This is a genomic window from Rhizobium brockwellii (assembly GCF_000769405.2).
Lineage (GTDB): Bacteria > Pseudomonadota > Alphaproteobacteria > Rhizobiales > Rhizobiaceae > Rhizobium > Rhizobium brockwellii.
This window is the reverse complement of sequence record NZ_CP053440.1, coordinates 947,617-971,705: the sequence shown is the minus strand read 5'-3', so window position 1 is coordinate 971,705 and position 24,089 is coordinate 947,617. Positions and strand designations below refer to the sequence as shown.

Below are 24,089 nucleotides of genomic sequence, written 5' to 3'. Positions count from 1 at the left end.
GATCTTTTTCCCAAATAACTGCGCAATTTTGAACGAAAGCGCTTCAGTTGCGCAGTTACTATATGCCTCGATTCGTTACCAATTTACAAATGATTAACCAAGCCGCCCGTTTCGGCCCGCCGAGACGGCCGGAGACATGAGACCGATTTCAGGCGATGCGAACCATCGCAATGGCTCGAAATGGTAGACAGCACGGGTGACTTTCAAGCCAGCCGGAAATTCAAGAAATTCCCCGGATAAATCCAATTCGTCAATAGCCTGGATGCTGCCTCTCTATTTTCCGTCGTCCTTCAGGTAGTTGTTGCCGTTGATCACCAGAAGCCCATCGAAACCTTTGTCCGGTTCGAATATGCTCATGCTTTCCGTCTTGCCATTCGTATCGGTCAGGTCGAGACGGTAGCCGGAAAGCTTATAGCGTTCGCTGGTGCCCGGCCCCTTGCCGGCTTTCCTCCAGCCTGAGGCAGGGTCGGGCAGAGTCACCGTCAGGCCGCCGATATCGGCGGGTCCGGCGAAGGATTGAGGGCTGGACAGCAGGGAAACGAGGACGAGAATGAAACCCAAGCCTGCTCTCACTCGACCGACCCGATCGACCTGTGCGTTGCCCATGTGCGCCTGCCCTCCTTTCGACTCCTGCCGACGGGATTTGGAGCGGGGTGCGATGAGTTCAACCCTGAGCTTCATAAAGGTTTCTCGAATGCTTCGAGGTGATGAACCCCGGCGACTTAGCTGAAAACATCCGAACCTCCAGCGTCGCGCCCCTCGACCTTCCGACGGACGCCGTCCTCAGCATCGGGCGGCAGGGTGCGCCTCAGGATCAGGGTCTAAACCGGCCAACGTTGACGTAGCCGGCAAATGAATGTTTGCCATCCCGCGTTTTGCAGTGCACAATATTTGCTGTTAACAGGGATGTGAGCCTTTGAGAATTTGCATCTACAAATCAGATGAAGCTCCTGAAGTGACGCTGTTCTTGCGAGAAGGCGTACCGGTGCCCGCACATCCGAAGAGCCAAAAGTGGCGGCACATAAAAGCGGTTGTTGGCGAAGAGGTAAGGGCCGACCTTCTGACCCAGATAGAGATCGGCAATGGATGTCTTTTTGTCAACCTTGGGGCATCCCCGAAACACTGATCTAGGCGGCTGGGTTAAACGCTGCTCAACCGACACGGAATATGCTCGCTCATTATTGTACCCGCCGCCAATCTTTCAGGGGCAAGCCTTGAAACCCCCGTTCATCTCGATTTAAAGATTGCGGTGAGCCTTTGAGGGTTCTAATCGCAGCCAGATGAACGTTCTGTGGCGGGGCAATTTTAAGTCTCCTACCGGCCGGAAGAAAAGCCGCACGGCCTACTCCCCCATCGACTGGTAGAGCCAGTCGGAAAGCGTCTGGCGCGCCATGCGCGCACCGGCGCCGGGAATCAGTGCGTCGTCGGTCAGTTCGACGCCAAAATACGACGTGGATTGATCGGTTATCACCTGGCGTTCGTCTTCGTTCGCGGCGAGATAGATCCGGGCGATTTCATCGATGCCGAACTGCTCCGGGCCGCCGATTTCGACGACATCGCCCAAGGGAGCGCCGGCTGCCAGTTGCGCCAGGAATGCAGCGACATCCCCGGCTGCGACCGGCCTCATCAACGCCGATGGCAATCGAAAGACATTGCCTTCCGCACCGATGTCGATCAATCCGTTTATGAACTCGTAAAATTGCGTGGAGCGGAGGATCGTATAGGGTCGACCTGAAGCCCGGATGAGATTTTCCTGCACCATTTTCGCGCGAAAATAATCGCTCTCCACGAGGCGCGGCGTGCCGACGACGGAGAGTGCGAGATAGTGCCGGATGCCGGCTTGCGCCGCAGCTGCGAGCAAATTCTTCGTCGACGACTTGAAGAAATCGAGCGCCGAACCGTCACCGAACGATGCGGCATTGGTCACGTCCACAACGACTTCGGTTCCCGCCATCGCCACGTCCAGTCCCTTGCCGGTAACCGTGTCGACGCCAAGCGACAATGATGCGGCCGCGACATCGTGGCCCGATCGGCGCAACTTCTCGCTGAGCCGCGTTCCGATCAGACCGCTTGCTCCCACCACGGTGACTTTCATATCGGCATCCTCTGTTGCATGTCTACTGCAATGCCTCACGCAGATCGACAATGACCGGAAAGTCGAACGCCTTCCATCGTGCCTGAGGTCTGGTGCCCTAGCCGTAGGGGATAGCGAAACCAGTCTGAAGTCTAGGATGCGCCGTCGCGAAAACAGAACAGTCTTCCGATCCGTCGTTCGTCCGAAAATTCCGGCTACATTGCGCCGCAATGCATGGGTTTCCATGAGTTGCGGTTGTGGTGCGGCGGGATTACGCTTCGCAACATGAGCTCGCCAGCCCCGAAATCGACAACGACTACTGCAGGAAATGCTGACGATCCCCCGGTTTTCTCTGTCCGGCAGGAGCAGTTGATGCTGAGCGTCTGGTCACACCGCCCTCGCCCCCTGCATCTGGGGCTTTTCATCGCGGCCTATGTGCTGGCCTGCGGATTTGCCCAGTCGCTCGCGATCGTCCCTGGAACAGGTATTTCTATCTGGCCTGCAAGCGGACTTTTCATCGCGACACTTGTCCTCGCTTCCGGCTCCAGCTGGCCTTGGTGGGTGCTGGGGGGCTGCCTGGCCGAACTGTTCAGCAACTTTTTGTGGTTCGGCAGTCCGCCGCCTGCGGCCTTCCTGATCTACATCGGTAACGCCCTCGAAGCGATGGCCGGGGCATGGCTCGTCAACCGGACCTTGACGCGGCCGGTTCGATTGGAAACCTTGCAAGACGTTTTCGCATTTGTCGTACTGGGCGCCGGGATTGCGCCCATGGTCAGTGCGACCGTGGGAAGTGCGACACTGGCGTGGTTTGGCATACAATCGCAGTCTTTCTCCACAGCTTGGCCTCTGTGGTGGATCGGAGACGCCACCGGCGTCTTGATCGTAGCGCCGCTGGCACTGGTTGTGTTTCAAAGCTGGCGCGGCAAGACCCGGCTCTCGGCCGCGCAATGGACGGAAGCCTGCGTCCTGGGGCTGATTTTTCTCGGTGTCGCGGCTCTTTCACTGAGCGGCTACCTTCCCTTCGCATATATCATCATGCCGCCTCTTCTTTGGGCGGCGGTCCGTTTCGAGTTCAAGGGCGCCGCCGTATCGCTCGCTCTGCTTGCTTTGATCACGGCGGTATTCACGATAACAGGCGCCAGCCAATTTGCCGGCGATCCCGAATCCCAGAAACACAATCAGATCATGCTGCAGCTGTTTCTGGCCATCTCGGCATTTTCGGCGCTGATTGTCGCCGCCATATCCCGTCAGCATCAGCTGGCGGTGCTCACTTTGCGCCAAAGCGTGGGGACATTACGCGAACGGGAGCGGGAGCTCTCACACCTCGTGGATATGGTTCCGAGCCACGTCTGGCGCCTGACGCCTGAAGGCGAGCCGACCTTCTTCAACAAACGAATGATCGATTTCCTCGGTCTCGATGTGGCGGATTTCGACAAGCCCGGCATGAGCCGGCTGGAGGCGGTTCTAGAGGCCACCATCCACCCCGAGGATGCGGCGGGGTTCGGAGACGCCCTTCGTCATTGTCTCGTCAGCGGCGGCAGCTTTGCCATGCGCTATCGCCTGCGCCGTGCCGACGGCCTCTATCGCTGGATGTCGAGCCGTGCCGAACCAATGCGGGATCAGTCGGGGCGCATCGTCCAGTGGTACGGCCTTTGTCACGACATCGACGATCAGGTCCATGCCGAGGATGCTGTGCGGCGAAGCCAACAACAGCTCCAGCAGATCATAGACGCCGTGCCGGTCCGCATCTGGAGTGTGGAGCCCACCGGCGGCTCGTTCTATTTCAATAAGCGATATCAGGATCATTTCCGCTCCGTAATCGCCAATTTTGACGCTCTCGGTGAACTGCGTATCGACGATCTTCTGCAGCAGCTAGTTCATCCCGAAGACGCTCCCGATATCCAGCGCACGCTCAGGAACTGCTTCGAAACCGGCGACGGCTCTGCGATGCGATTTCGCTGGCGCGAAAAGGATGACGTCTACCGCTGGGCGGAATGCCGTGTGGAGCCCCGGCGCGACGATGACGGAACGGTCGCGGAATGGTATGGCGTTTCTCTCGACATCGACGAAGAGGTACGCGCGCTGGAGGCGTTGCGCAATCGGGAGCGCGAACTCTCACAGCTCGTCGACATGGTCCCGGTTCAGATCAGGCGTCTGACGCCGGAGGGCGAGCCGGTCTTTTTCAACAAGCGACTGATCGACTTCTTCGGTCTCGACGTAGGGGATATGGACAGGCCGGGCATGAGCCGGCTGGCGGCGGTCATTGGTACCCTCATCCATCCCGACGACGCCCCAATGGTGCTGGAGACGATCCACCATTCCCTCGCCAGCGGCGAACCTTTCTCGATAAAATATCGCATGCGTCGCGTCGACGGTGCCTATCGCTGGGTCGACGGTCGCGCGGAACCGCTGCGTGATCAAATTGGCGCAATCATGCAATGGTATGTGATCTCAGTCGACATTGACGATGAGATGCGCGCGCAGGAAGCGCTACGCGACCGGGAGCGGGAGCTTTCGCAACTCGTCGATATGGTTCCCAGCCTGCTCTGGCGGCTCAATCCGGAAGGCGCTCCAACCTTCTTCAACAAGCGCCTGATCGATTTTCTCGGTCTTGAGATGGCGGATATGGACAGGCCGGGCATGAGCCGGCTGGCGGCTCTCATCGAGGCCGCCGTCCATCCCGACGATGCGGCGACCCTTGAAGAAGCGCTTAACCATTCCTTCGCCACCGGCGAGCGCTTCTCCAGCCAATATCGCCTGCGGCGTGCCGATGGCGTCTATCGCTGGGTGAAAGGCAGTGCCGAGCCGCTGCGGGACGAGAGCGACCGGATCGTCCAATGGTATGGTCTATCGCATGACATCGACGATCAACTGCGCGTCGAAGAGGCACTGCGGGAGAGAGAACGATCGCTCTGGCAGCTCGTTGAAACGCTGCCGGCAATGATCGATTGCGCAGCACCTGATGGAGAACCGATCTATCGCAGCCAGCAACTGCGTGACTTCCTCGGTTATAATCTCGATGAGTTGGATGGAACAGGCAAAACCCGGCTGGACGGCACACTCGATGCCGGTGTTCATCCCGACGATGTGGCAGGTGTCAAAGAAAACTATGCCCATTCGTTGTCCTCTGGCGAGCCCTATGCGCGTAGGCACCGTCTGCGGCGCCACGATGGTGAATATCGCTGGGTCGAGACGCGCGCGGCACCGATGCGCAATGCCGAAGGCGTCATCGTCCAGTGGAATGTAATCTGCCTGGATATCGACGGTGAGGTTCACGCGGAGGAAGATCTGCGTCGAGTGCGAGAGGGTCTTGCACGGGCGAGCCAGGTGGCGAGCCTGGCCGAGCTTTCAGCCTCCATCGCCCACGAGGTGAACCAGCCGCTTGCGGCCGTCGTGGCGAACTCACATGCCTGCCAGCGCTGGCTCATGGCCGAGCCGCCGAATATGGAGCGGGCACAGAGGACGGTCGAGCGCATCATCCGGGATGCCAACTCGGCGGCGGATGTCGTCAGCCGCATTCGCGCTCTGTTCAAGCAATCCGTAGACAGGAGGATCTCATCGACGCTCTCCGGTATCGTCAACGAAGCCCGCAACCTCATGGCCGACGAGGCCTGGCGTCGTCACGTTCGGATGGAGGTGGAGGTCGACCCCACCCTTCCGCCGATCGCAATCGACCGCGTCCAGATCCAGCAGGTTCTGATCAATCTCATCCGCAACGGCATCGAGGCAATGGACGCCACGACAGGCGACAGGGTCGTCGAAATCCGCGTGCGCCAGATCGGGAATATCCTCCAGACCGAGATCAGCGATCGCGGACAGGGCATCGACTTTCCCGAAAAGATGTTCGAGCCGTTCTTTACGACGAAGGAAAACGGCATGGGCATGGGGCTGGCCATCTGCCGCTCGATCGTCGAGCTGCATGGCGGACGATTGTGGGCCGAGAAGAACAATCCGCACGGAGCGACGTTGCTCTTCACCTTGCCCATAGAAACGAAGGTGGCGTCATGACGGGTGATGACCATATCGTCTTCGTCGTCGATGACGATGAACGTGTTCGGGAAGCGCTCAGCGAGCTGCTGGACTCGCACGGCATGCGCGCCATCACCTTCGAATCGGCCGGCGACTACGTGAAAGCGGAGAAACCGGATTTGCCCGCCTGCCTCATCCTCGATATCGAGCTGCCTGACATCAACGGCCTCGACCTGCAGAGACAGATCGCCGACAGGGATCATCCGCCGATCGTCTTCATCACGGGTCACGGCGACATTCCCTCCTCGGTGCGTGCGATCAAGCACGGCGCGGTGGATTTCCTGACCAAACCCTTTAGCGATGCGGACCTGATGGCAGCAATCCACGCGGCGCTCGCTGAGGATCGGGAAAAGAGATCGCAACGCGCCGAAGTCGATATGCTGAGGCGACACTATCTCGACCTGACGCCACGAGAGCGCGAGGTGCTGCCGCTGGTCGTCAGCGGACTTCTCAACAAGCAGGCAGCAGCCGAATTGGGGATCAGCGAAGTGACGCTGCAAATCCACAGAAGAAATGTGATGCAGAAAATGGCGGCGGCATCACTCGCCGATCTCGTCCGGATCGCGGAGAGATTGGAAATACCGATAACCCACTCGCGCCGAGTGGGAGGGAATTGAACATGAACAAGACAAGACACGTCGTGGCAATTGTCGATGACGATCCAAGGCTGCTTGAATCGATGGGCGACCTTCTTGAATCCGCAGGTTATGTGGCCCGCAGCTTCTCGTCGGCGGGCTCACTGCTCGTCAACGGGCTGTCGGACCTCGACCTGCTCATCACCGATATCGGAATGCCTGGCATCGACGGCTTCGAACTTCGTGACCTCGTGAGGAAGTCACGTCCGGAGCTGCCGGTATTCATGATCACGGGCCGCCACGAGATAGCGGATCAGGGACGCGCCCAAGGCGCGAGTGGATTTTTCCGCAAGCCCTTCGATGCCCAGGCCCTGCTGGCGGCCATTGCCAACGCTTTGCATAAATCGACAGATGGAGGGTGACATGAGAGTTGACCAGCCGTTGCTGCGGAGATCGGCGCCGTTATCATTGCAGTGCAGTTATGATGAGGGCCAGCCGCTTGTCATTATCGTCGATGACGACGCATCGGTTCGCGAGGCACTGTCGGAGCTGATCCTGTCGGCGGGTTTCCAGTCGACCAGTTTTGCTTCGACCCGTGAATTGCTTGATGCCGATATCTTGGATAGCCCCGGCTGCCTGATCCTCGATGTGCGCATGCCGGGCGCAAGCGGCCTCCATCTGCAGAGCCATCTGGCCGAAAACGGCATTTCCAAGCCGATCATCTTCCTGACCGGACATGGCGATATCCCGATGACCGTCCAGGCGATGAAGGCCGGCGCCGTGGATTTTCTCACCAAGCCGGTGCGGGACCAGACGCTGCTCGACGCGGTGACTGCAGGCATTGCGATGGATGCCGAACGACGGGCGGAAGCCGCGATCGCCGAGCGCAACATCAAGCGCCTGGAGACGCTGACGCAGCGCGAGCGCGAAGTTTTGCATGAGGTGGCGCGCGGCCGCCTCAACAAGCAGATCGCCTTTGATCTCGGCATCAGTGAAGTGACGGTGAAACTGCATCGCAGCAATGTCATGCACAAGATGGAGGCCGCGTCCATCGGCGAACTGATCCGGGCCTGGGAAACACTGCCCCCACAAATGCGCCAGGTCGGCCCGCGCTAGCTTATAGGCGAAGGATGCCGATCTTGAACATGATCTGCCGCCGCTGTCCATTTGAGGCGCGCCGTATCCGATTCGCGCCGGAAAAGACGATGCGGCGCCGATAATGGGTTTCGGCCCCGCACCCATGCGTTATCTCTAAATTAAAGCTCGGGGATATGACCTGTTGCCCCGGCTTTGGTTCCCCAAAGGAGATCTCGCCTTGAACAATCAATCGTCAGCCGCGCCTTCCCCTGAAACCAACGCCTTCGACAACGAAGCAAACTTCCTGTCGGCCATGGGGAATGCCAAGCGGCTTCACATTCTGCATCTGTTGGCCGAAGGAGAAATGTCCGTGAGCGTCCTGGCCGACGAAGTGGGATTGAGCCAATCTTCGACGTCCCAGCATTTGGCAATTCTTCGAGAACAGGAACTCGTGCAGACGCGAAGGGCTGCCCAGACGATCTACTATTCACTTCAATCCGCAGCAGCCACCGCGATGCTCGATACGCTCGCCGACATCTTCGGATGGCATCCTCGCCCCCCAGTAGAACGTGCCCAAGCCGTAGGCACCTGACGAAATGACGAAGCGTTGCTCTTGCGGCTCACGATCGGCGTCCAATTCTGCTGAGGATGATCTTGTAGGCAACTCAGAATCGGTACCGCGGCAACGAAGAGCAGCGTAATGGCGAAGAGAGCGGTTTTGAAAGAGATGACTACGGCTTGAGCGTAAGCCAAGCTGAGGCCGTTCAGGGGCGTAATTCCAGGCCGGGATTCCGTGGCGCGGGAGTCCCGCGATGCCTCGCCCACATGCCCCTCGAATGCATCGATCCCTGATGTACGTTTGATGTACGCCTCCTAGACCACGGTGTGATTACGCCTCCATTGCGAATGGAGATAATGAATCACATCAGGAACGGAACAGTCAGGAGGAAGCGGCCATGACTATGGACGTAACGAACGGCCGGCGCCATGGAGGCGATCATGGACGTATATGAGGCAGTCAAAAGTCGACGGTCGGTGCGAGGGTTCAAAGACGAGCCTGTGGAGAGGGAGGTGCTTGAGCGTGTGCTGTCCGCCGCAGCTTGGTCGCCGTCAGGATCGAACATCCAGCCGTGGAATACCTACGTGATGACCGGCGCATTGCTGGCAGAGCTCAAGACGTCCGCCGTCGAGCGCGTCGCCCATGGTGACCCCTGGGACAAGCGGCAGTACGAGATGTACCCGCACGAGCTGAAGCCCCCTTATGGGGAGCGCCGGTCCGCCTTCGGCAAGGAGCGCTACAGCGCGCTCGGCATTGCGCGCGAGGACTGGGAGGCGCGCCAGCGGGCAGCAATCGCCAACTGGAACTGTTTCGGCGCGCCCGCCGCCCTGTTCTGCTACATCGACCGTGACCTCGGCCTACCCCAATGGGCCGACGTCGGCATGTATCTGCAGACCATCATGCTGCTGCTCCGCGCCGAAGGTCTGCACAGTTGCCCGCAGATGGCGTGGTCGCAGGTTCGCGAGACGGTCGCCGAGGTCCTCTCACCCCCGGACGGGCTCATCCTCTTCTGCGGCATGTCGATCGGCTACGAGGACCCCACGGTCAGTTACGCCCGGACAGGCCGCGCCCCGCTCGGCGAGACGGTTACGTTCCTCGGCGATTAGTGACTTGCGATCAAAGGACAGGAACCCCCTTCTGTGATCCTAATACGTCCCTTATCATGCGAGATATTGGAGAACGCCATGACCACGCATAAAGTAGGCTATCTCATCGGCAGCCTTGCCAAGGGCTCGATCAACCGCAAGCTCGCCAAGGCGTTGGTGCGGCTTGCCCCGCCGGAACTTGAAATGTTGGAGATATCCTTCAAGGACCTGCCGCTCTATAGCTACGAGTATGACGCCGACTACCCTCCGGCTGGCAAGGCATTCAAGGCGGCAATCGCGGCCGTCGACGCCGTGCTATTCGTCACGCCCGAATACAATCGATCCATACCCGGCGGGCTGAAAAATGCAATCGACTGGGCGAGCCGTCCTTACGGCACCAACTCGTTCACACGTAAGCCGTCCGCGGTGATCGGCACGTCGCCGGGGGCGATAGGCACAGCAGTCGCCCAGCAGAATTTGCGCAGTGTGCTCAGTTTCTGCAACTCTCCCCAGATGAATGCCCCGGAAGCCTACATCCAGTTCACGCCGGGGCTGATCACCGATGACGGCGAGGTCACGAAATACACCACCGCCGATTTCCTTCGCACGTTCATGCAGGACTTCCATGTCTTCATCGCAAGGGTTCGCTCAGTGCTGCCGAAAGATGCCTAGAACAGGATGATTTTAGGCCGGTCGGCCTAAAATTTGAATCCTGTTCTAAATTAAATAGTTAGAGCATGATGTCACCCGAAAACCGCTCACACTTTTCGGCATCATGCTCTAGAAGCGTCGCCCTGCGGGAGCTGGCCGCGTCCATCCGGGCGGCCAGCTTCTGTTTTTAAAGCGCGCAATGCCCTCAGGCGAATGCGTAGGAGCCGTCGGGCCGCTTCGGCACGCGTCGCTGCCAATGGATGTAACCTTCTTCCTCCATCGCCTTCTCGTCCATTTCGACGCCCCAGCCCGGCCGGTCGGGACGCAGCTCCAGATAGCCGTCCTTCGGCAGATAGGGATCGACGACGTAACGGGTTTCCCCCTCCCGCTTCTCGATATCGAGGCCGCCATAGACGTAGGCCTGTCCCTTCGGCAGCCGGTATTCGAGGATGCGGAAATTCTGTGCCGCCGCCGAAAAATGAACGTTGACCGCCGTCGCAAGCGGACCCATCGGGTTGTGCGGCGCCACACCGACGAAGAAGGCTTCGGCAAGTGTCGCGATGCGGCGCATTTCGCTGATGCCGCCGACCACGCAGATGTCAGGCTGGATGAGGTCGGCGCCCTTGACCTGCAGCAGGCGGAGGAACTCGTTTCTGTTGTAGAGCGACTCGCCGGTCGCAAGTGTGCAGTTGAGCCCCTGTTTCAGATCGCCCCAGGCCTCGATATTTTCAGGACGTAGCGGCTCCTCGAAAAACAGCGGATCATAAGGCGCCAGCGCATTGCCGAGCTGGCGAGCGGCGATCGGCTCGAAAATCTTCGCATGGGCATCGAAGGCGATTTCGTATTCGTCATTGACCGTTTCGCGAAGCGAGCGGAAATAATCCGCCGAGGCTTTCACGACATTACCCCAGCGATTGGAGTGCATGTCGATCCGCCAGGGGCTGAGCTTGAAGGCGGTGAAACCCCACCCCTCCTTCAGACGATCGAACTCGTCGCGGGCCGCCGGCGCATCCGGTGCGGTGTAGACCCCGGCATAGACCTTGATGCGGTCGCGCACCTCGCCGCCCAGCAGCTTGTAGACCGGCACGTTCGCCGCCTTGGCGGCAAGGTCCCAAAGGCAATGATCGAGCGCGGAGATCGCGGCAAGGCCGAGCGCGCCCGGCGGGAACCGGCTTTGCTGGATCAACAGATTGACGAGATAGTCGACGCGTGTCGGATCCTGGCCGGACAGAAATTCGTAGAGATAATCCAAGAGCGGCGGAAGCGCCTTGTCGGGGCCGTGATTGTAGCATTCGCCCCAGCCCGTCAGCCCGTCATCGGTGTCGAGCGCGACGATCACGCGGGGACGGTCCTTGTCGCGGGTCATAAAAACCCGCATGCGGTCGATCTTCATCTTTCTGTCCTTCTAGCGATTGAAATAGCTGCGGCGCGACTGGCGCGTCTGCACGTAGAGATGCTCGTTGTCGGTTCCGGGATTGTAGGCGCCAGCACTTTGCGGCACCGAGACATTGCCCTCGCTGGGGAAGCGCGCCACAAAGGCCTCGTCGATATCGCAGCCAAGTCCCGGGCCATCAGGAACGGCGATCAAGCCATCGACCTGCTCAGGATGCGGCACGATCGTCTGGCGGCGGCCGTCCCAGTCGTCGTCGAGGCGCTCGAGGATGAGCGCGTTCGGGATCGCCGCAAGCAGATGCAAAGCCGCATATTCCGCCACCGGCCCGAGCGAGCCCGAATGCGGCGCCATCTGAATATGATGCGCCTCGGCCATGGCAGCGATCTTCTTCATCTGGGTGATGCCGCCGGCCCGGCCGGTGTCCGGCTGGATCACGTCGACCAGTTCCCTCTCGATGAGTTCACGCTCGCCGAAGACGGTCGCAAAGCGCTCGCCGGCGGCAAGCGGCACATGCGCTGCGTCGCGGATGCGACGGTAGCCGTCGATATTCTCCGGCGCGATCGGATCTTCCACCCACATCAATTCATAGGGTTCGAGCGCCCGTACCAGCCGGCAGGCATCCGCCGGTGTCAGCCATGGCGGTCCATGCAGATCGATAGCAATATCCATGTCGTCTGCGACGGCCTCACGCAGCGCGGCGACCTTGCGGACCGGATCGGCGACACCGCCGCACTTGATCGCCTTTATGCCGCGTTCCTTGATGGCAAGCGCGCGCTCGGGCGTATTCGCATGCGAGTAGATCGGGATCCGGTCGCGCATCTTGCCGCCGAGCAGCATCCAGACCGGCACACCGAGCGCCTTGCCTTTGATGTCCCATAGCGCCATGTCGATGCCGGTCATCGCACCGCCTCCGACCGTCCCGAGCATGCCATGGCCCATCATCGCGATATGCATCTTCTGCCATAGCCGTTCGGTATGGGCCGGATCTTCGCCGATAAGGAGTGGGGCGAGATCATGGATCGCCGTCTCGACGACGCGCGGCCACCCTGAGCATTCGCCGATGCCGGTGATGCCCTCGTCGGTATCGACCTTCAGAAAGAGCCAGTTTCTGGTGCCGCCGAACTGTTTCGAGGCGCCACTGCTGGACCGTTGGTCGGAAGCCCAGTTCGCGGGATCAGGCTGACCGACATGCATGAGAAAAGTGCGGATTCCGGTGATTTTCATCTCTGAAGACTTCCATTCTTCAAAATGTCCGGCGCGACGTAGCGGAAACGCCTGGAATGGTCGCGGTCACGCGGATCGGGGCGCGGGATCGCTGATATGAGCGCCTGCGTATAGGCGTGCTCGGGCGTGCGGCAGACCTTCTCCGCATCGCCGATTTCGACGAGCTGGCCTTTGTACATGACGCCGACACGGTCGCACATGTAGCGGATAACGCCGATGTCATGACTGATGAAGATATAGGCGAGCCCGAGTTCGTCCTGCAGGCGCATCAACAGATCGAGCACTTGCGAGCGCACCGAGACGTCGAGCGCCGAGGTAGCCTCATCGGCAACGATGACGCGCGGATTGAGCGTGATGGCGCGGGCAATGCCGATGCGCTGGCGCTGGCCGCCGGAGAAGGCGTGCGGGTAGCGTTCGCGCGCCCTCGGATCGAGGCCAACCTGCTCCATCAGATGGCAAACGCGCTCCTCCAGCGCCCGCCCCTTTGCGACTCCATTGACGAGTAGCGGCTCGCCGATGATCTGGGAGACGGTCATGCGTGGGTTGAGGGAGCCAAAAGGATCCTGAAATACCATTCGCAATTCCCGCCTTGCGGCGGCGAGCGTCTGACCTTTTGCCGTTGCCAGATCGATGATGTCGCCGTCGGCGCGGCGATAGAGGATTTCGCCTGAAGTCGGATCGATCAGCCGCATGATCGAGCGACCCATCGTCGTCTTGCCGGATCCGCTCTCGCCGACGATGCCGAGCGTCTCTCCCGGCAGAAGCGAAATGGACACATCGTCCAGCGCTTTCACCTCGCCGAAATCCATCGATACATTGCGGAGTTCGAGGATCGGTGGCGCCGTCGTGTCGAGCGGCGGGCGGGCCAGCCGGATTTCGGCCTTTGCTTCCAGCTTCAGCACCGAGCCGATCAGCATCCGGGTATAGTCGTCTTTCGGCGCATGAAAGATCTGCTCGACCGGCGCATATTCCTTGGCGACGCCGTTATGCATGACGAGCACATCGTCGGCTATCTGCGCTACGACGCCCATGTCATGCGTAATGAACAGAACGGCCATGCCCTTGGCCTTCTGCAGCCGGGCGATCAGGTCGAGAATTTCGGCCTGGGTCGTCACGTCAAGGGCCGTGGTCGGCTCATCGGCGATCAGCAGCTGCGGTTTACAGGCGAGCGCCATGGCAATCATCGCGCGCTGGCGCATCCCGCCGGAATATTGAAAGGCATATCGGTCCAGCGCTTTATCCGGCGAGGGAATTTCGACCTGCTTGAGCAGCGATATGGCTTCAGCGCGCGCCTCTGCCTTGCTCATCCTGGTGTGAAGGCGAAGCGCCTCGACGATCTGGTTGCCGACCGTGTGGATCGGCGACAGCGACGACATCGGCTCCTGGAAGATCATGGCGATGTCGCGGCCGCGGATCGCTCGGATCTGACGCCCGCGCGGATTGAGGCTGGTCAGATCGATCGAGCCGCCGTTCTGATCGTTCAGTATGATCGATCCGCCGGATATGCGGCCGGGCGCATCGACGATCTGCAGGATCGAACGCGCCGTCACCGACTTGCCGGATCCGCTTTCCCCGACGACGCAGAGCGTCTTGCCCGGCTCAATCGAGAAAGACAGATCGCTGACCGCGCGAAAGACGCCGGTGCGCAGAGGGAACTCGACCGTCAGATTTTTCACCTGGAGCAGCGGCTTGCCGGCAGTGGGAACGAAATCGGTCATGCCGGCCTCATTTGTTGTAGGGGTCGGCCGCATCGCGCAGGCCGTCGCCGAGAAGGTTGAGCGCCATCACGGCGACCACGACGGCACAGCCCGGCATGAAGAGCCATGGCGCGGTGGCGATCGAGCGAATGTTCTGGGCCTCGCGCAGAAGCACGCCCCAGGAGATGGTCGGCGGCTGCAGACCGAGCCCCAGGAAGGAGAGAGAGGTTTCGGCAAGGATCATTGCCGGCACCGCAAGCGTGATCGACGCGATGATATGGCTGGCAAAGCTCGGCAACATGTGGCGAAAGATGATGCGCCTTTCGCGAACACCGTCGAGCCTGGCGGCGGCGACGAATTCCTCGGTGCGCAAAGAGAGGAAGCGGCCGCGAACGACGCGGGCGAGCTGTGCCCAGCCGGTCAGCGACAGGATGATCGTAATCATCATATATTGCAGCGTCGCAGGCCAATCCTGCGGCAGGGCCGCGGCCATTGCCAGCCAGATCGGGATCGTCGGCAGTGACAGCACGAAATCGATCACCCGCTGCAGGAAAAAATCGATGCGGCCGCCGTAATATCCCGAGATGCCGCCGAGCACGATGCCGAGCATCAACGAGAAGAAGACACCGACGAGGCCGATCGACAACGAGATCTGCGAACCCTGCACCGTTCGGCTGAAAACATCGCGCCCAAGCCTGTCGGCGCCGAAGAGAAGCAGCGGCGTCGTCTTGTCGGGCGAGGCGATCAGATGGATGTTGGTCCTGAACAGGCCGAACACCGAATATTCATAGCCGCGCCCGAAGAACTGGACGTCGACACGTTTTGTCGTGTCCTCCTTGTAGATGGCGGCCAGCGTCTCCGGATCGCGGGCCAGCTTCATCGGATAATAATGCAGGCCGAAGGAGAACCCGTTCTCAGTATCGATCAGATGCAATTTCTGCGGCGGGTGAAAGGTCGCCCGCGCATTTTGCAGGTACGGATCGTTGATGGCGAAGAAGCCGGGAAGCAGGGCAACGATATACATCAGCACGGTGACGACGAGCGCCACCATGGCCAGCCGGTGCCGGCGGAAAGCCCACCAGATGAGCTGCCACTGCGATGCAACGGCGGCACGATCCGGGGGAATGTTTGTAACGGTGATGTCGGCCACGTGGGGCTCCTATTCCAACCGGATGCGGGGATCGACCAGCGCAAGCAGAATATCGCTGATCAGAGAGCCTATCAGCGTCAGCGCGCAGATCAGCAGGACGAAGGCGCCGGCGAGATACATGTCCTGGGCCATCAGTGCCTGCAGCAGCAAAGGTGCGGCCGTCGGCAGATTGAGGACGATGGCGACAACGACCGAGCCGGAAATGAGGTTGGGCAACAGCCAGGCAATCGTCGAGATGAACGGATTGAGGGCGATCATCAGCGGATATTTCATCAGCAGCCGGAACTCTGAGAGACCTTTTGCCCGTGCCGTGGTCACGTATGGCTTCGGCAATTCATCGAGCATGTTGGCGCGCATGACGCGGATGAGGCTCGCCGTCGAGGAGACGGCAAGGATGATGACGGGAAGCCAGAGATGCGAGAAGAGGTCGACCATTTTGGCGAAGCTCCAGGACGCGTTCTCGTATTCCGGCGAAAAGAGCCCGCCGACATCCTGTCCGAATTCGACCGCCGCGACATACATCAGCACCAGCGCCAGCAGGAAGGACGGAACGGCCAGGCCGAAAAAGGTGAAGGCGGTGAAGAAATAGTCGCCGATCGAATATTTGCGTACGGCGGAATAGACGCCGATCGGCAGCGCGATTGCCCAGGTGGCGATCAATGTCGACAGAGCCAGAACGAGCGTCAGCGCCATGCGCTCCCAGATCAGGTCAGAGACCGGCTGCTGCCATTCGAAGGAGATGCCGAAATCGCCGCGCGTGAGAATGCCCCATATCCATTTGAAATATTGGACGAGCATCGGGTCGCCGAGGCCGAAGCGCTCGCGCAATTGCGCCGCCGTGTTCTGATCGACGATCTCGTTGGAGGCTGCCAGCGTCGCAATATAGGTCGTGACATAATCGCCCGGCGGCAGCTGGATCAGCACGAAAGCCAGGAAGCTGACGGCAAACAGCGATGGGATCATCCATAGGAAGCGTTTGGCGATGAAGACCAGCATAGGGCGCCTCTTGCATTGAACGCCGCCCTCCGGGCCTTGTCGGCCGTCAGGACCGGCAAGACATCTCGGAGAGCGAACTGAAAGAAAGCGCCGCACCTGATGGCACGGCGCTTATGACGAAAATCAGCTCGTGAAGGTGAATTGCTGCGGCATTGCCGGGCCGGGATTGGGCCAGGACCAGCTATCCGGCTCCTTCTCGGGAACATTGCGCAGATTGTTGCGGATGATGCCGAAGCCGCCGACGGCAAGGCAAAGGCCGACGGTCTCGAATTCCTCGGCCGCGATGTCGAAGATCTGCTTCATGATCGCGCCGCGCTTGTCGAGATCGGCCGTCGAACGCGCTTCATCGAAGAGCTTCATGCGCTTCTTCTGGCTTTCCGGTGGCTCTTCGCCGCGTGCGCCGTTGGAGGTGTACCAAAGCGTCCACGGAATGGCGTAACGCGAACCCTGCGGATGGAAGGCGAAGAAATCGCGCGGATCGAGCATTGGATCGAGACCGCCAGGACCTGGCCACACCGCCGCGTCATGGGCGTTGTCGTCGCCGCGGGTGTAATAGAGCGCCCGCTCGATCGTGTTGACCTTCATGTCGACACCGATCTGAGCCCAATGCGCCTTGACCAGTTCCAGGGCATCTACGAGGTCGGGATAGAGCGTCGGAATGACGTCGATCGAGAAGAACACCTTCTGGCCGTCGGGCCGGAGACGAAAACCGTCGCCGCCTTTCTTATAGCCGGCCTCGTCGAGCATCGCGCCTGCCTTGTCGGCGTCGAATTCGGTGAATTGGCGCGCGTATTTCTCGTTATACCAGGGATGGGTCGGACGCGGCCCTGCCTGGTAGGGCTCGCTCTGTCCGAAATAGACGATGTCGATGAGCTCCTGACGATTGATGCCGATAGAGAGCGCTTGCCGGAACGCCTTGTCGGCAAACATCTTGCGCATGGCAGGATCTTTGTGGGTGATGTTGAAGTAGATCTGGCACTGTTGCGAGGCTGAAGGCACGAGCGTCAGCAACCGATAGTCGCCCTTTTCCATGTTCTTGGACAGCGTCGGCTTGTTGGCGAGAACGCTGATGTGACGCTCCTGGATGTCGATCTTTCCGGAGATGACGTTCAGCATCAGCGATTCGACGTCCTGCGAGATGCCGAAGTTGATTTCATCGATGTAGGGGAGCTGGTTGCCCTCGGTATCGACCTGCCAGAAATAAGGATTGCGGGTCATGACGACGCGTGTCGCGCCGCCGGCATAAGGCTCCTTGACCACCCATGGATCGAGCGTCGGCTTGTCGACATTGCCCCATCGCGATGGGATCTCGATGTCGCCGCAACGGCTGCGGAACAGCTCCGTCCAGCTGGTGACGCCGGCCTTCTTCGCATCGGCCTCGATATTGGGATTATATTTCGGCAGGAACTGGCTGCAGTAATGCTTCGGGAACAGCGTCGGATGCTGGCCAAGCGGTGTGGCGAGGTTTTCCAGATAAAGCGCATTGGCCGCGGCAAAGGTGAACTTCACCGTGTAATCGTCGATCTTCTCGACGGTCACCGGCTTGCCGGCGACCGCAAGCTGCGCCGGTGTCGAGCTGTAGAGCTCGGTGTTCTTGACGCAGTCTTCGATCGCGAAAACGACGTCATCGGCCGTAAAGGGATGACCGTCCGACCAGCGCACGCCTTCGATCAGATGGAACGTGAATTGTGTTGCGTCGTCGCTGACTTCCCAGCGTTCGGCAAGGTTCGGCTGCACGGCGGTAAAGTCGAGGTTCCAGCGCACAAGGCTCTGGTTGCCGACCATACGCAGGATGCCGTTATGGTCGGATGAACCGCGAAGGCCGCGGCGCAGCGAACCGCCATAGGTGCCGACTTTCTCGAACGGCGTCACGACCATCGGCTTTTTCGGCAGGCGCTCGGCGAGCGGCGGCAGCTTTCCGTCCTTGGCGAGTTGCGCAAGTGCCGGCGCTTCGCCACCTGCGGCAGACACGCGACCGGCGATAGACAGCGCCGCGACACCAGCCATGCCACCAAGCACGGCGCGGCGGGTGACGCCACGCGACAGTATTTCTTTGGCCATCGAATTCCTCCCTTTTGCGCCGGCGCAGCCTTGCGCCGGCTGATGCGTCGGGCTCCCGACCCGACGCTGACGCCCTCCTCGGCGCTACGAGCGAAACCATAGACACGTTCTCAAATGATTACAAGAGTTGACAGATAATTACAAATTTTGTAGCCATACTGCATTGAAATGCGACCTTGTGCCGCTGAAATGCGGTCTACAGGACGAAAAACGTTGAATCTGTCAGATGCTGTGCGCCGCCCTGAACATGGCCGGCAACAGCTAAGGTGCGGCCGCTGACCCGGCGCACGCGGCGTTGAGAGAAAAGGACCATGGTGACATTCGCGGTCGATGCCGTTTCGAACAGGGGCGCAACGCGCTTCAGCGACATCATCTACGAAAAGATCGTGGGGATGATCGCCGACGGCAACTTTCCGGTGAACGAACGACTGCCGCCGGAGACGAAGCTCGCCGCTGATTTCGGCGCATCGAGACCCGTCGTGCGCGAAGCGCTCGAACGCTTGAGAGCCGATGGGCTGGTCGTTTCGCGCAAGGGTTCCGGTTCCTATGTCAGGCAAAGGCCGGATTCGTCGATGCTGAAAATGGTACCGGTCGGCTCCTTGGCCGATGTCCAGCGGTTCTTCGAATTTCGCGCCGGTCTCGAAGCCGAGGCGGCGGAGCTTGCGGCGCGAAACTGGCAGCCGGACGACAGGGAGCGAATAATGGCAGCGCTTCTTTCGATCGAGCAATGTTTGCGCGACGGGGAGCTTGGCGCCGAAGAGGATCAGGCTCTGCATGATGCAATTGCCATGGCGACCGGTAACCAGTTCCACATCACCTTGCGCGAGTGGTTCAAGCCGCATTTCGCCATCGGGCATTCCGTTACGCGAAGCTTGAGCTTGAAGCGGACGCCAGAGCAGATCCGCAGCGTCCAGGATGAGCATGCGGTGATCGTCGAGGCGATCTTCGCGCACCGGGAAACCGAGGCGCACGATGCGATGAAGACACACATACTGAATGCTCGCGCCCGGATGTTCCAGGGCGTTTGAGCGATAATGGGAGGAGAGACGATGAAACGGGTCGCTGTGACGGGTGCTGCCGGACGTGTAGGGACGCTGCTGCGCCCGCTTCTTCGGTCGCATTTCGAGCACCTCATCCTGATCGATCTGCAGGAGCCTGAAGGGCTTGCCGAAAACGAGACTTTCGTCAGGGCCGACTTTACAAAGCTCGACGAGGCGACGGCTGCGCTGAAGGATATCGACGGCGTCGTCCATCTGGCGGGTATCGCAAGCGGCATCGACATGAACGCCATTCTGCACGCGAATGTGCTTGGAACTTACAATCTTTACGAAGCAGCGCGGACCAACAAGGTCCAGCGGGTCGTCTATGCATCGAGCAACCATGCCACAGGCTTTTATCCGCGCGGCCAGCTCGTGTCGCCGCTCGATCCGATGCGCCCCGACAGCCCTTATGGACTTTCCAAATGCTGGGGCGAACTTGTGGCGGGGCTGTATTACGACACATCAGGCATTCGCTCTCTTTCCATCCGCATCGGCAATGCGGGCACCTATCCCAACAGCGAGCGATCCGTTGCGATCTGGATCAGCGCGCGAGACCTGGCGCAATTGGTCAGGATCGGCCTGTCGCACCCGTTGATCGCAGCAACGGTGGTCTACGGCGTTTCTGATGCCGAGGAGATCTGGTGGGACAACGGTCTGGCGGCACGATTGGGTTACCAGCCACAGGACCGGCCGCGCGATCACGCGCGCATCGAAGAGGGATCCGAAGGGCCGGTCGCGCTGGCGTTCCAGGGAGGCGGGTTCTGTGAGATCAATCACGACGGCACCATCCGCATGCGCGACGCCGAGGGTCTGGCCAAGAGCCTGGAGACGGTTGAATGACGGCGCCTCGGATCATCCGCCCGGACGTCCGCTCCGTGATTGAGCAGCCGCTGACGGTTGGTGAATCGCCGGTATGGGACGACGAGACCGGCACTTTGTGGTTCGTCGATATTCTGGCGCCGGCGCTCGTCCGGCTCTCGGCTTCAGGAAAGATCGACCGCTTCGACATGCCGGCGGCCATCGGCGCGCTCGGGCTTTGCCGCGATCAAAGGATCGTCGTGGCGCTCCAGACAGGCGTCCATCTCTTCGATCCCGTCTCCGGAGATTTCGAGTTTGTTTCAGATCCGGTCGGACCCGACATCAATTGCCGCCTCAACGATGGAAAGGTCGGTCCCGACGGGCACTTCTGGATCGGCTCGATCAGTGAATCCAAGCCGCAGATCGATGAGGCCGCACTTTACCGCGTGGGCGCCGACGGCAGCACCCGGACCGTGGCCACGAAACTGACGAGCTCCAATGGCCTTGCCTGGTCGCCGGACGGCCGGCGGATGTATCATTCCGACAGCCGGCAATGCTTCCTGCAGGCATTCGATTTCGATCCTGATGCGGGCGACCTCGGCGATGGGCGCCGGCTCCGCAGCTTCACGGAAGACGAGGGTCGGCCGGATGGAGCGACAACCGATCGTGACGGGTTCTACTGGAGCGCCGGGGTTTCCGCCGGTCGCCTCAACCGAATTTCGCCTGAAGGCGACATCGTCGAAATCTACATTCTGCCGGTCGCTGCACCGACGATGCCGTGTTTCGGGGGGCCGAATCTGCGCACCCTCTACGTCACGAGCCTGTCGACAGACCGCACCGGACGTTTCGAGGCGGGGAAGGTCATCGCCTTCGACGTGGATGCAGAGGGCCTGCCGCCGTTTCGCTTCGGGGCCAATCATCCCTCCGGGATGGCAGCGGCCGATCACCCTTCGGGTGACGGCGGATTGATGAAAGATAACGGGGAAGAAAGATGAGCATCGCAACCATGCGCAAGGCGCTTACAGGCGTATCGGGTGTTCCCGTCACCGCCTATGACGGCAAAGGTGAAGTCGAACCACGGATCACGGCGAAAGTCTATGAGCGGGTGGCGGCAGCCGGCATTCACAACATCGTCGCTGCCGGCAATACCGGGGAATTCTATGCTCTGACGCCGCAGGAAATCAGGATCGTCCATGAGGCGGCGGTTTCAGGCGTCAACGGCAAGGCGCCGGTGACGGCGGCAATCGGCCGGTCGCTGCGCGAGGCGATCGGCATGGCGAAAGATGCGGCGACGATCGGCGCATCCGCCGTCATGTCTCATCAGCCCGTCGATCCTTTCGCAGCACCTGCGGCCCAGATCGACTATTTCTGCAATCTTGCGGATGCTTCCACCCTGCCGCTCGTCGCCTATGTCAGGGCAGAGGGTTTCGGCGTCGACGATATCATTCGTCTCGCAAACCACGGCAATATTGCCGGCATCAAATTTGCCACGACCGATCTGATGCTGTTGTCCAGAGCGATCGCTGCGGCCGATCCGGCCGGCGCACTGTTCGTCTGCGGCCTGGCGGAGAGCTGGGCGCCGACATTTACGGCTGCGGGTGCGCGCGGCTTCACATCCGGCCTCGTCAATGTTGCGCCGCATCTGTCGCTTGCCGTTCACAATGCGCTCGAAAGAGGAGACTTCGGCGCGGCCAGGGCTATCGTCAACCAGCTTGAACCATTCGAGAGGATGCGGACAAAATTCCGCAATGGCGCGAACGTGACTGTCGTCAAGGAGGCCGTCACCTATTCCGGCCTCGATGTCGGCCCCGTGCGCGTGCCGGGATTGCCGCTGCTCGATCGGCATGATCGCGAGGAACTCCATCGGCTGCTTCGGGGCTGGGATGCCGCCGGCAACAACCAGATCCGTCCACACCAGCAGGATTCCGCAAAGGCGGCCGGCTGAGTTCAACACGAGAGCGGCTCAACTTTTCATGGAAGCGCAGAGCCGCTCTAACCCTTTGTTTTTACGTAATTCCGGACGGAAAACGGCTTCACACATTTTCTGGAATTGCTCTATTTCCGCCAACAACAGGATTGGGAGGTCTTGAGATGCTGAGACAAGTACTAACAACGATCGCAATTACCGGCGCCATGATGACGGCGCAGCCCAGCTTCGCGGCGTCGCCGCCCAATATGCTGGTGATCGGCACCAATCTCACCGGCATAAGGACGCTCGATCCGGCGCAGAACAATGCCCGCACGGTTTCCGAACTGATCTCGAATATTTACGACAACCTCGTGCAGCTGTCGCCGGACGACCTTAAAACGCTGAAGCCGATGCTCGCGAAGCAATGGAGTGTCACGGCGGATGGCAAGATCATCACACTGACATTACGCGACGACGCGGTCTTCCAGAGCGGCAACAAGGTCACCGCCGAGGATGCGGCCTGGTCGATCCAGCGCGTCATCAAGATGGGTCAGGTCGGCTCCACCGACATCGCGCTCTGGGGCTTCACGCCTGAAAACGTCGAAAAGCTTGTTCGCGCAAAAGACGAACACACGCTCGAGATCGAGCTGCCGCAGGCGGTCAATACCGATCTGGTGCTCTATTCGCTGGCGGGCTCGTCGATCGGCATCGTCGACAAGAAGACGGTTCTGGCGCACGAGGCAAACGACGATTTCGGCGGCGCCTGGCTTTCCGCCAATTCCGCCGGTAGCGGCCCATTCACCTTGGCGCAGTGGCGGCCGAACGATGTCGCGATCTTCAATGCGCAGCCGAAATACTGGGACGGCAAGCCGGCCATGGCGCGCGTTGTCGCTCGTCATATCCCGGAATCCGGCAATCTCCGGCTTCAGCTCGAAGCTGGCGACGTCGATGTCGGCCAGTATGTATCAAGCGGCGACCTCGATGCGCTCGCTACCAAGAAGGACATGGTCATCGAGAATGTCCCGGGTCTCGGCTTCTACTATATCGCCCTCAATCAGAAAGACCCGGATCTGCAGAAGCCGAAGGTTCGCGAGGCCTTCCAGCACGCCTTCGACTGGAAAGCGATCTCCGGCAACATCATGCGCTATACGGGCTTTCCCTGGCAGTCGATGATCCCGCGCGGCATGATCGGCGCTCCCGGTGAGGCGGCGGTCCGCTACGATTACGATCCCGCCAAGGCCAAGCAGCTGCTGGCGGAGGCCGGATATCCCAACGGCCTGAAGAAGGTGCTCAATCCGTCGGGAGCCGCGACCCTGCCCTTCGCCGAAGCGCTGCAGGCGAGTGCGCGCGCCGCCGGCCTCGATCTCGATCTCGTGCCCGGCGAGTTCACGCCGGCCTTCCGCGAGCGCAAATTCGAAGTGCTGCTCGGCAATTCCGGCGCCCGCCTGCCCGATCCCTTCGCCGTGGCCACGCAATATGCCTTCAACCCCGACAATAGCGACGAGGCACGCCTCGGCAGCTATTACCTCTGGCGCACGGGCATGAAAGTGGATGAGCTCAACACGCTCATCGACCAATCGATGAAGGAACGCGACACGGAAAAGCGCACAGACATCTTCAAGAAGATGGATGGCATCTATGCCGGCATGGCTTCACCGCTGGTCATCTTCTTCCAGCGAACCGACCCCTATGTCATGCGCGCCAACGTCAAGGGCTATCACGGGCATACGACATGGTCGACGCGCTGGCATGACGTGACCAAGGAGTAGAA

At 60.4% G+C, this 24,089-nt stretch carries 20 protein-coding genes; 12 read left to right on the top strand and 8 right to left on the bottom strand.

Features of this window, described 5'->3' with window-relative positions:
• Nucleotides 1-273: 273 nt before the first annotated feature.
• Together RLCC275e_RS28125 and RLCC275e_RS28120 are read right to left on the bottom strand one after the other, a co-directional pair.
• Nucleotides 274-606: a hypothetical protein gene (locus RLCC275e_RS28125; RefSeq protein ID WP_082229833.1), complete on the bottom strand. Its 333-nt coding sequence runs from the start codon at nt 604-606 to the stop codon at nt 274-276.
• 736 nt (nt 607-1,342) lie between these two features.
• Nucleotides 1,343-2,095: an SDR family oxidoreductase gene (locus tag RLCC275e_RS28120; protein ID WP_033183249.1), complete on the bottom strand. Its 753-nt coding sequence runs from the start codon at nt 2,093-2,095 to the stop codon at nt 1,343-1,345.
• A gap of 351 nt (nt 2,096-2,446) precedes the next feature.
• On the opposite strand from RLCC275e_RS28120, the gene RLCC275e_RS28115 reads away from it, so the two are divergent.
• The 7 genes from RLCC275e_RS28115 to RLCC275e_RS28085 all read left to right on the top strand — a co-directional run bounded on the left by RLCC275e_RS28115 (nt 2,447) and on the right by RLCC275e_RS28085 (nt 10,071).
• A complete protein-coding gene (locus tag RLCC275e_RS28115) occupies nt 2,447-6,082 on the top strand; it encodes a PAS domain-containing protein (RefSeq protein ID WP_033183250.1) in 3,636 nt (1,211 codons plus the stop codon).
• Entirely contained in the window at nt 6,079-6,720 is a 642-nt protein-coding gene (locus RLCC275e_RS28110) for a response regulator transcription factor (RefSeq protein ID WP_033183251.1), read from the top strand. The genes RLCC275e_RS28115 and RLCC275e_RS28110 overlap by 4 nt, the downstream gene beginning before the upstream one ends.
• Before the next feature lie 2 nt (nt 6,721-6,722).
• The gene (locus RLCC275e_RS28105; RefSeq protein ID WP_003550117.1) at nt 6,723-7,100 is read left to right on the top strand and encodes a response regulator; all 378 of its coding nucleotides are present in this window, start codon (nt 6,723-6,725) and stop codon (nt 7,098-7,100) included.
• A gap of 1 nt (nt 7,101) precedes the next feature.
• Nucleotides 7,102-7,794 (top strand): response regulator transcription factor, encoded by a 693-nt coding sequence (locus RLCC275e_RS28100; protein WP_033183252.1) that lies wholly within the window; start codon nt 7,102-7,104, stop codon nt 7,792-7,794.
• A 199-nt stretch (nt 7,795-7,993) separates the two neighbouring features.
• Nucleotides 7,994-8,347, top strand: a complete 354-nt coding sequence (locus RLCC275e_RS28095) for an ArsR/SmtB family transcription factor (RefSeq protein ID WP_033183253.1) — start codon at nt 7,994-7,996, stop codon at nt 8,345-8,347.
• Nucleotides 8,348-8,754: 407 nt separating this feature from the next.
• On the top strand, nt 8,755-9,420 hold the full coding sequence (locus tag RLCC275e_RS28090; protein WP_033183493.1) for a nitroreductase: 666 nt from the start codon (nt 8,755-8,757) through the stop codon (nt 9,418-9,420).
• 78 nt (nt 9,421-9,498) lie between these two features.
• Complete coding sequence (locus tag RLCC275e_RS28085) at nt 9,499-10,071, top strand: NADPH-dependent FMN reductase (RefSeq protein WP_033183254.1); 573 nt, start codon at nt 9,499-9,501, stop codon at nt 10,069-10,071.
• Nucleotides 10,072-10,255: 184 nt separating this feature from the next.
• On the opposite strand, the gene RLCC275e_RS28080 is transcribed toward RLCC275e_RS28085, so the two are convergent.
• The 6 genes from RLCC275e_RS28080 to RLCC275e_RS28055 all read right to left on the bottom strand — a co-directional run bounded on the left by RLCC275e_RS28080 (nt 10,256) and on the right by RLCC275e_RS28055 (nt 18,571).
• A complete protein-coding gene (locus RLCC275e_RS28080; protein WP_033183255.1) occupies nt 10,256-11,443 on the bottom strand; it encodes a galactarate dehydratase in 1,188 nt (395 codons plus the stop codon).
• A 12-nt stretch (nt 11,444-11,455) separates the two neighbouring features.
• A complete protein-coding gene (locus RLCC275e_RS28075) occupies nt 11,456-12,667 on the bottom strand; it encodes a mandelate racemase/muconate lactonizing enzyme family protein (RefSeq protein ID WP_033183256.1) in 1,212 nt (403 codons plus the stop codon).
• On the bottom strand, nt 12,664-14,385 hold the full coding sequence (locus RLCC275e_RS28070; protein WP_033183257.1) for an ABC transporter ATP-binding protein: 1,722 nt from the start codon (nt 14,383-14,385) through the stop codon (nt 12,664-12,666). Before RLCC275e_RS28070 ends, RLCC275e_RS28075 begins: the two co-directional genes overlap by 4 nt.
• 7 nt (nt 14,386-14,392) lie before the next feature.
• Nucleotides 14,393-15,514: an ABC transporter permease gene (locus tag RLCC275e_RS28065; RefSeq protein ID WP_003562630.1), complete on the bottom strand. Its 1,122-nt coding sequence runs from the start codon at nt 15,512-15,514 to the stop codon at nt 14,393-14,395.
• A 9-nt stretch (nt 15,515-15,523) separates the two neighbouring features.
• Nucleotides 15,524-16,510, bottom strand: a complete 987-nt coding sequence (locus tag RLCC275e_RS28060; protein ID WP_003562632.1) for an ABC transporter permease — start codon at nt 16,508-16,510, stop codon at nt 15,524-15,526.
• 123 nt (nt 16,511-16,633) lie between these two features.
• Entirely contained in the window at nt 16,634-18,571 is a 1,938-nt protein-coding gene (locus RLCC275e_RS28055) for an ABC transporter substrate-binding protein (protein ID WP_012755519.1), read from the bottom strand.
• A gap of 314 nt (nt 18,572-18,885) precedes the next feature.
• Between RLCC275e_RS28055 and RLCC275e_RS28050 the strand changes: the two genes are divergently transcribed.
• From RLCC275e_RS28050 to RLCC275e_RS28030, 5 genes are all read left to right on the top strand, one after another.
• A complete protein-coding gene (locus RLCC275e_RS28050) occupies nt 18,886-19,599 on the top strand; it encodes a FadR/GntR family transcriptional regulator (protein WP_026157590.1) in 714 nt (237 codons plus the stop codon).
• A gap of 21 nt (nt 19,600-19,620) precedes the next feature.
• Nucleotides 19,621-20,451, top strand: coding sequence for an NAD-dependent epimerase/dehydratase family protein (locus RLCC275e_RS28045; RefSeq protein ID WP_033183258.1), 831 nt, complete (start codon nt 19,621-19,623; stop codon nt 20,449-20,451).
• Entirely contained in the window at nt 20,448-21,404 is a 957-nt protein-coding gene (locus RLCC275e_RS28040) for an SMP-30/gluconolactonase/LRE family protein (protein ID WP_033183259.1), read from the top strand. The genes RLCC275e_RS28045 and RLCC275e_RS28040 overlap by 4 nt, the downstream gene beginning before the upstream one ends.
• Entirely contained in the window at nt 21,401-22,354 is a 954-nt protein-coding gene (locus RLCC275e_RS28035; protein ID WP_017996301.1) for a dihydrodipicolinate synthase family protein, read from the top strand. The genes RLCC275e_RS28040 and RLCC275e_RS28035 overlap by 4 nt, the downstream gene beginning before the upstream one ends.
• Nucleotides 22,355-22,500: 146 nt before the next feature.
• On the top strand, nt 22,501-24,087 hold the full coding sequence (locus RLCC275e_RS28030) for an ABC transporter substrate-binding protein (RefSeq protein WP_033183260.1): 1,587 nt from the start codon (nt 22,501-22,503) through the stop codon (nt 24,085-24,087).
• Nucleotides 24,088-24,089 lie beyond the last annotated feature (2 nt).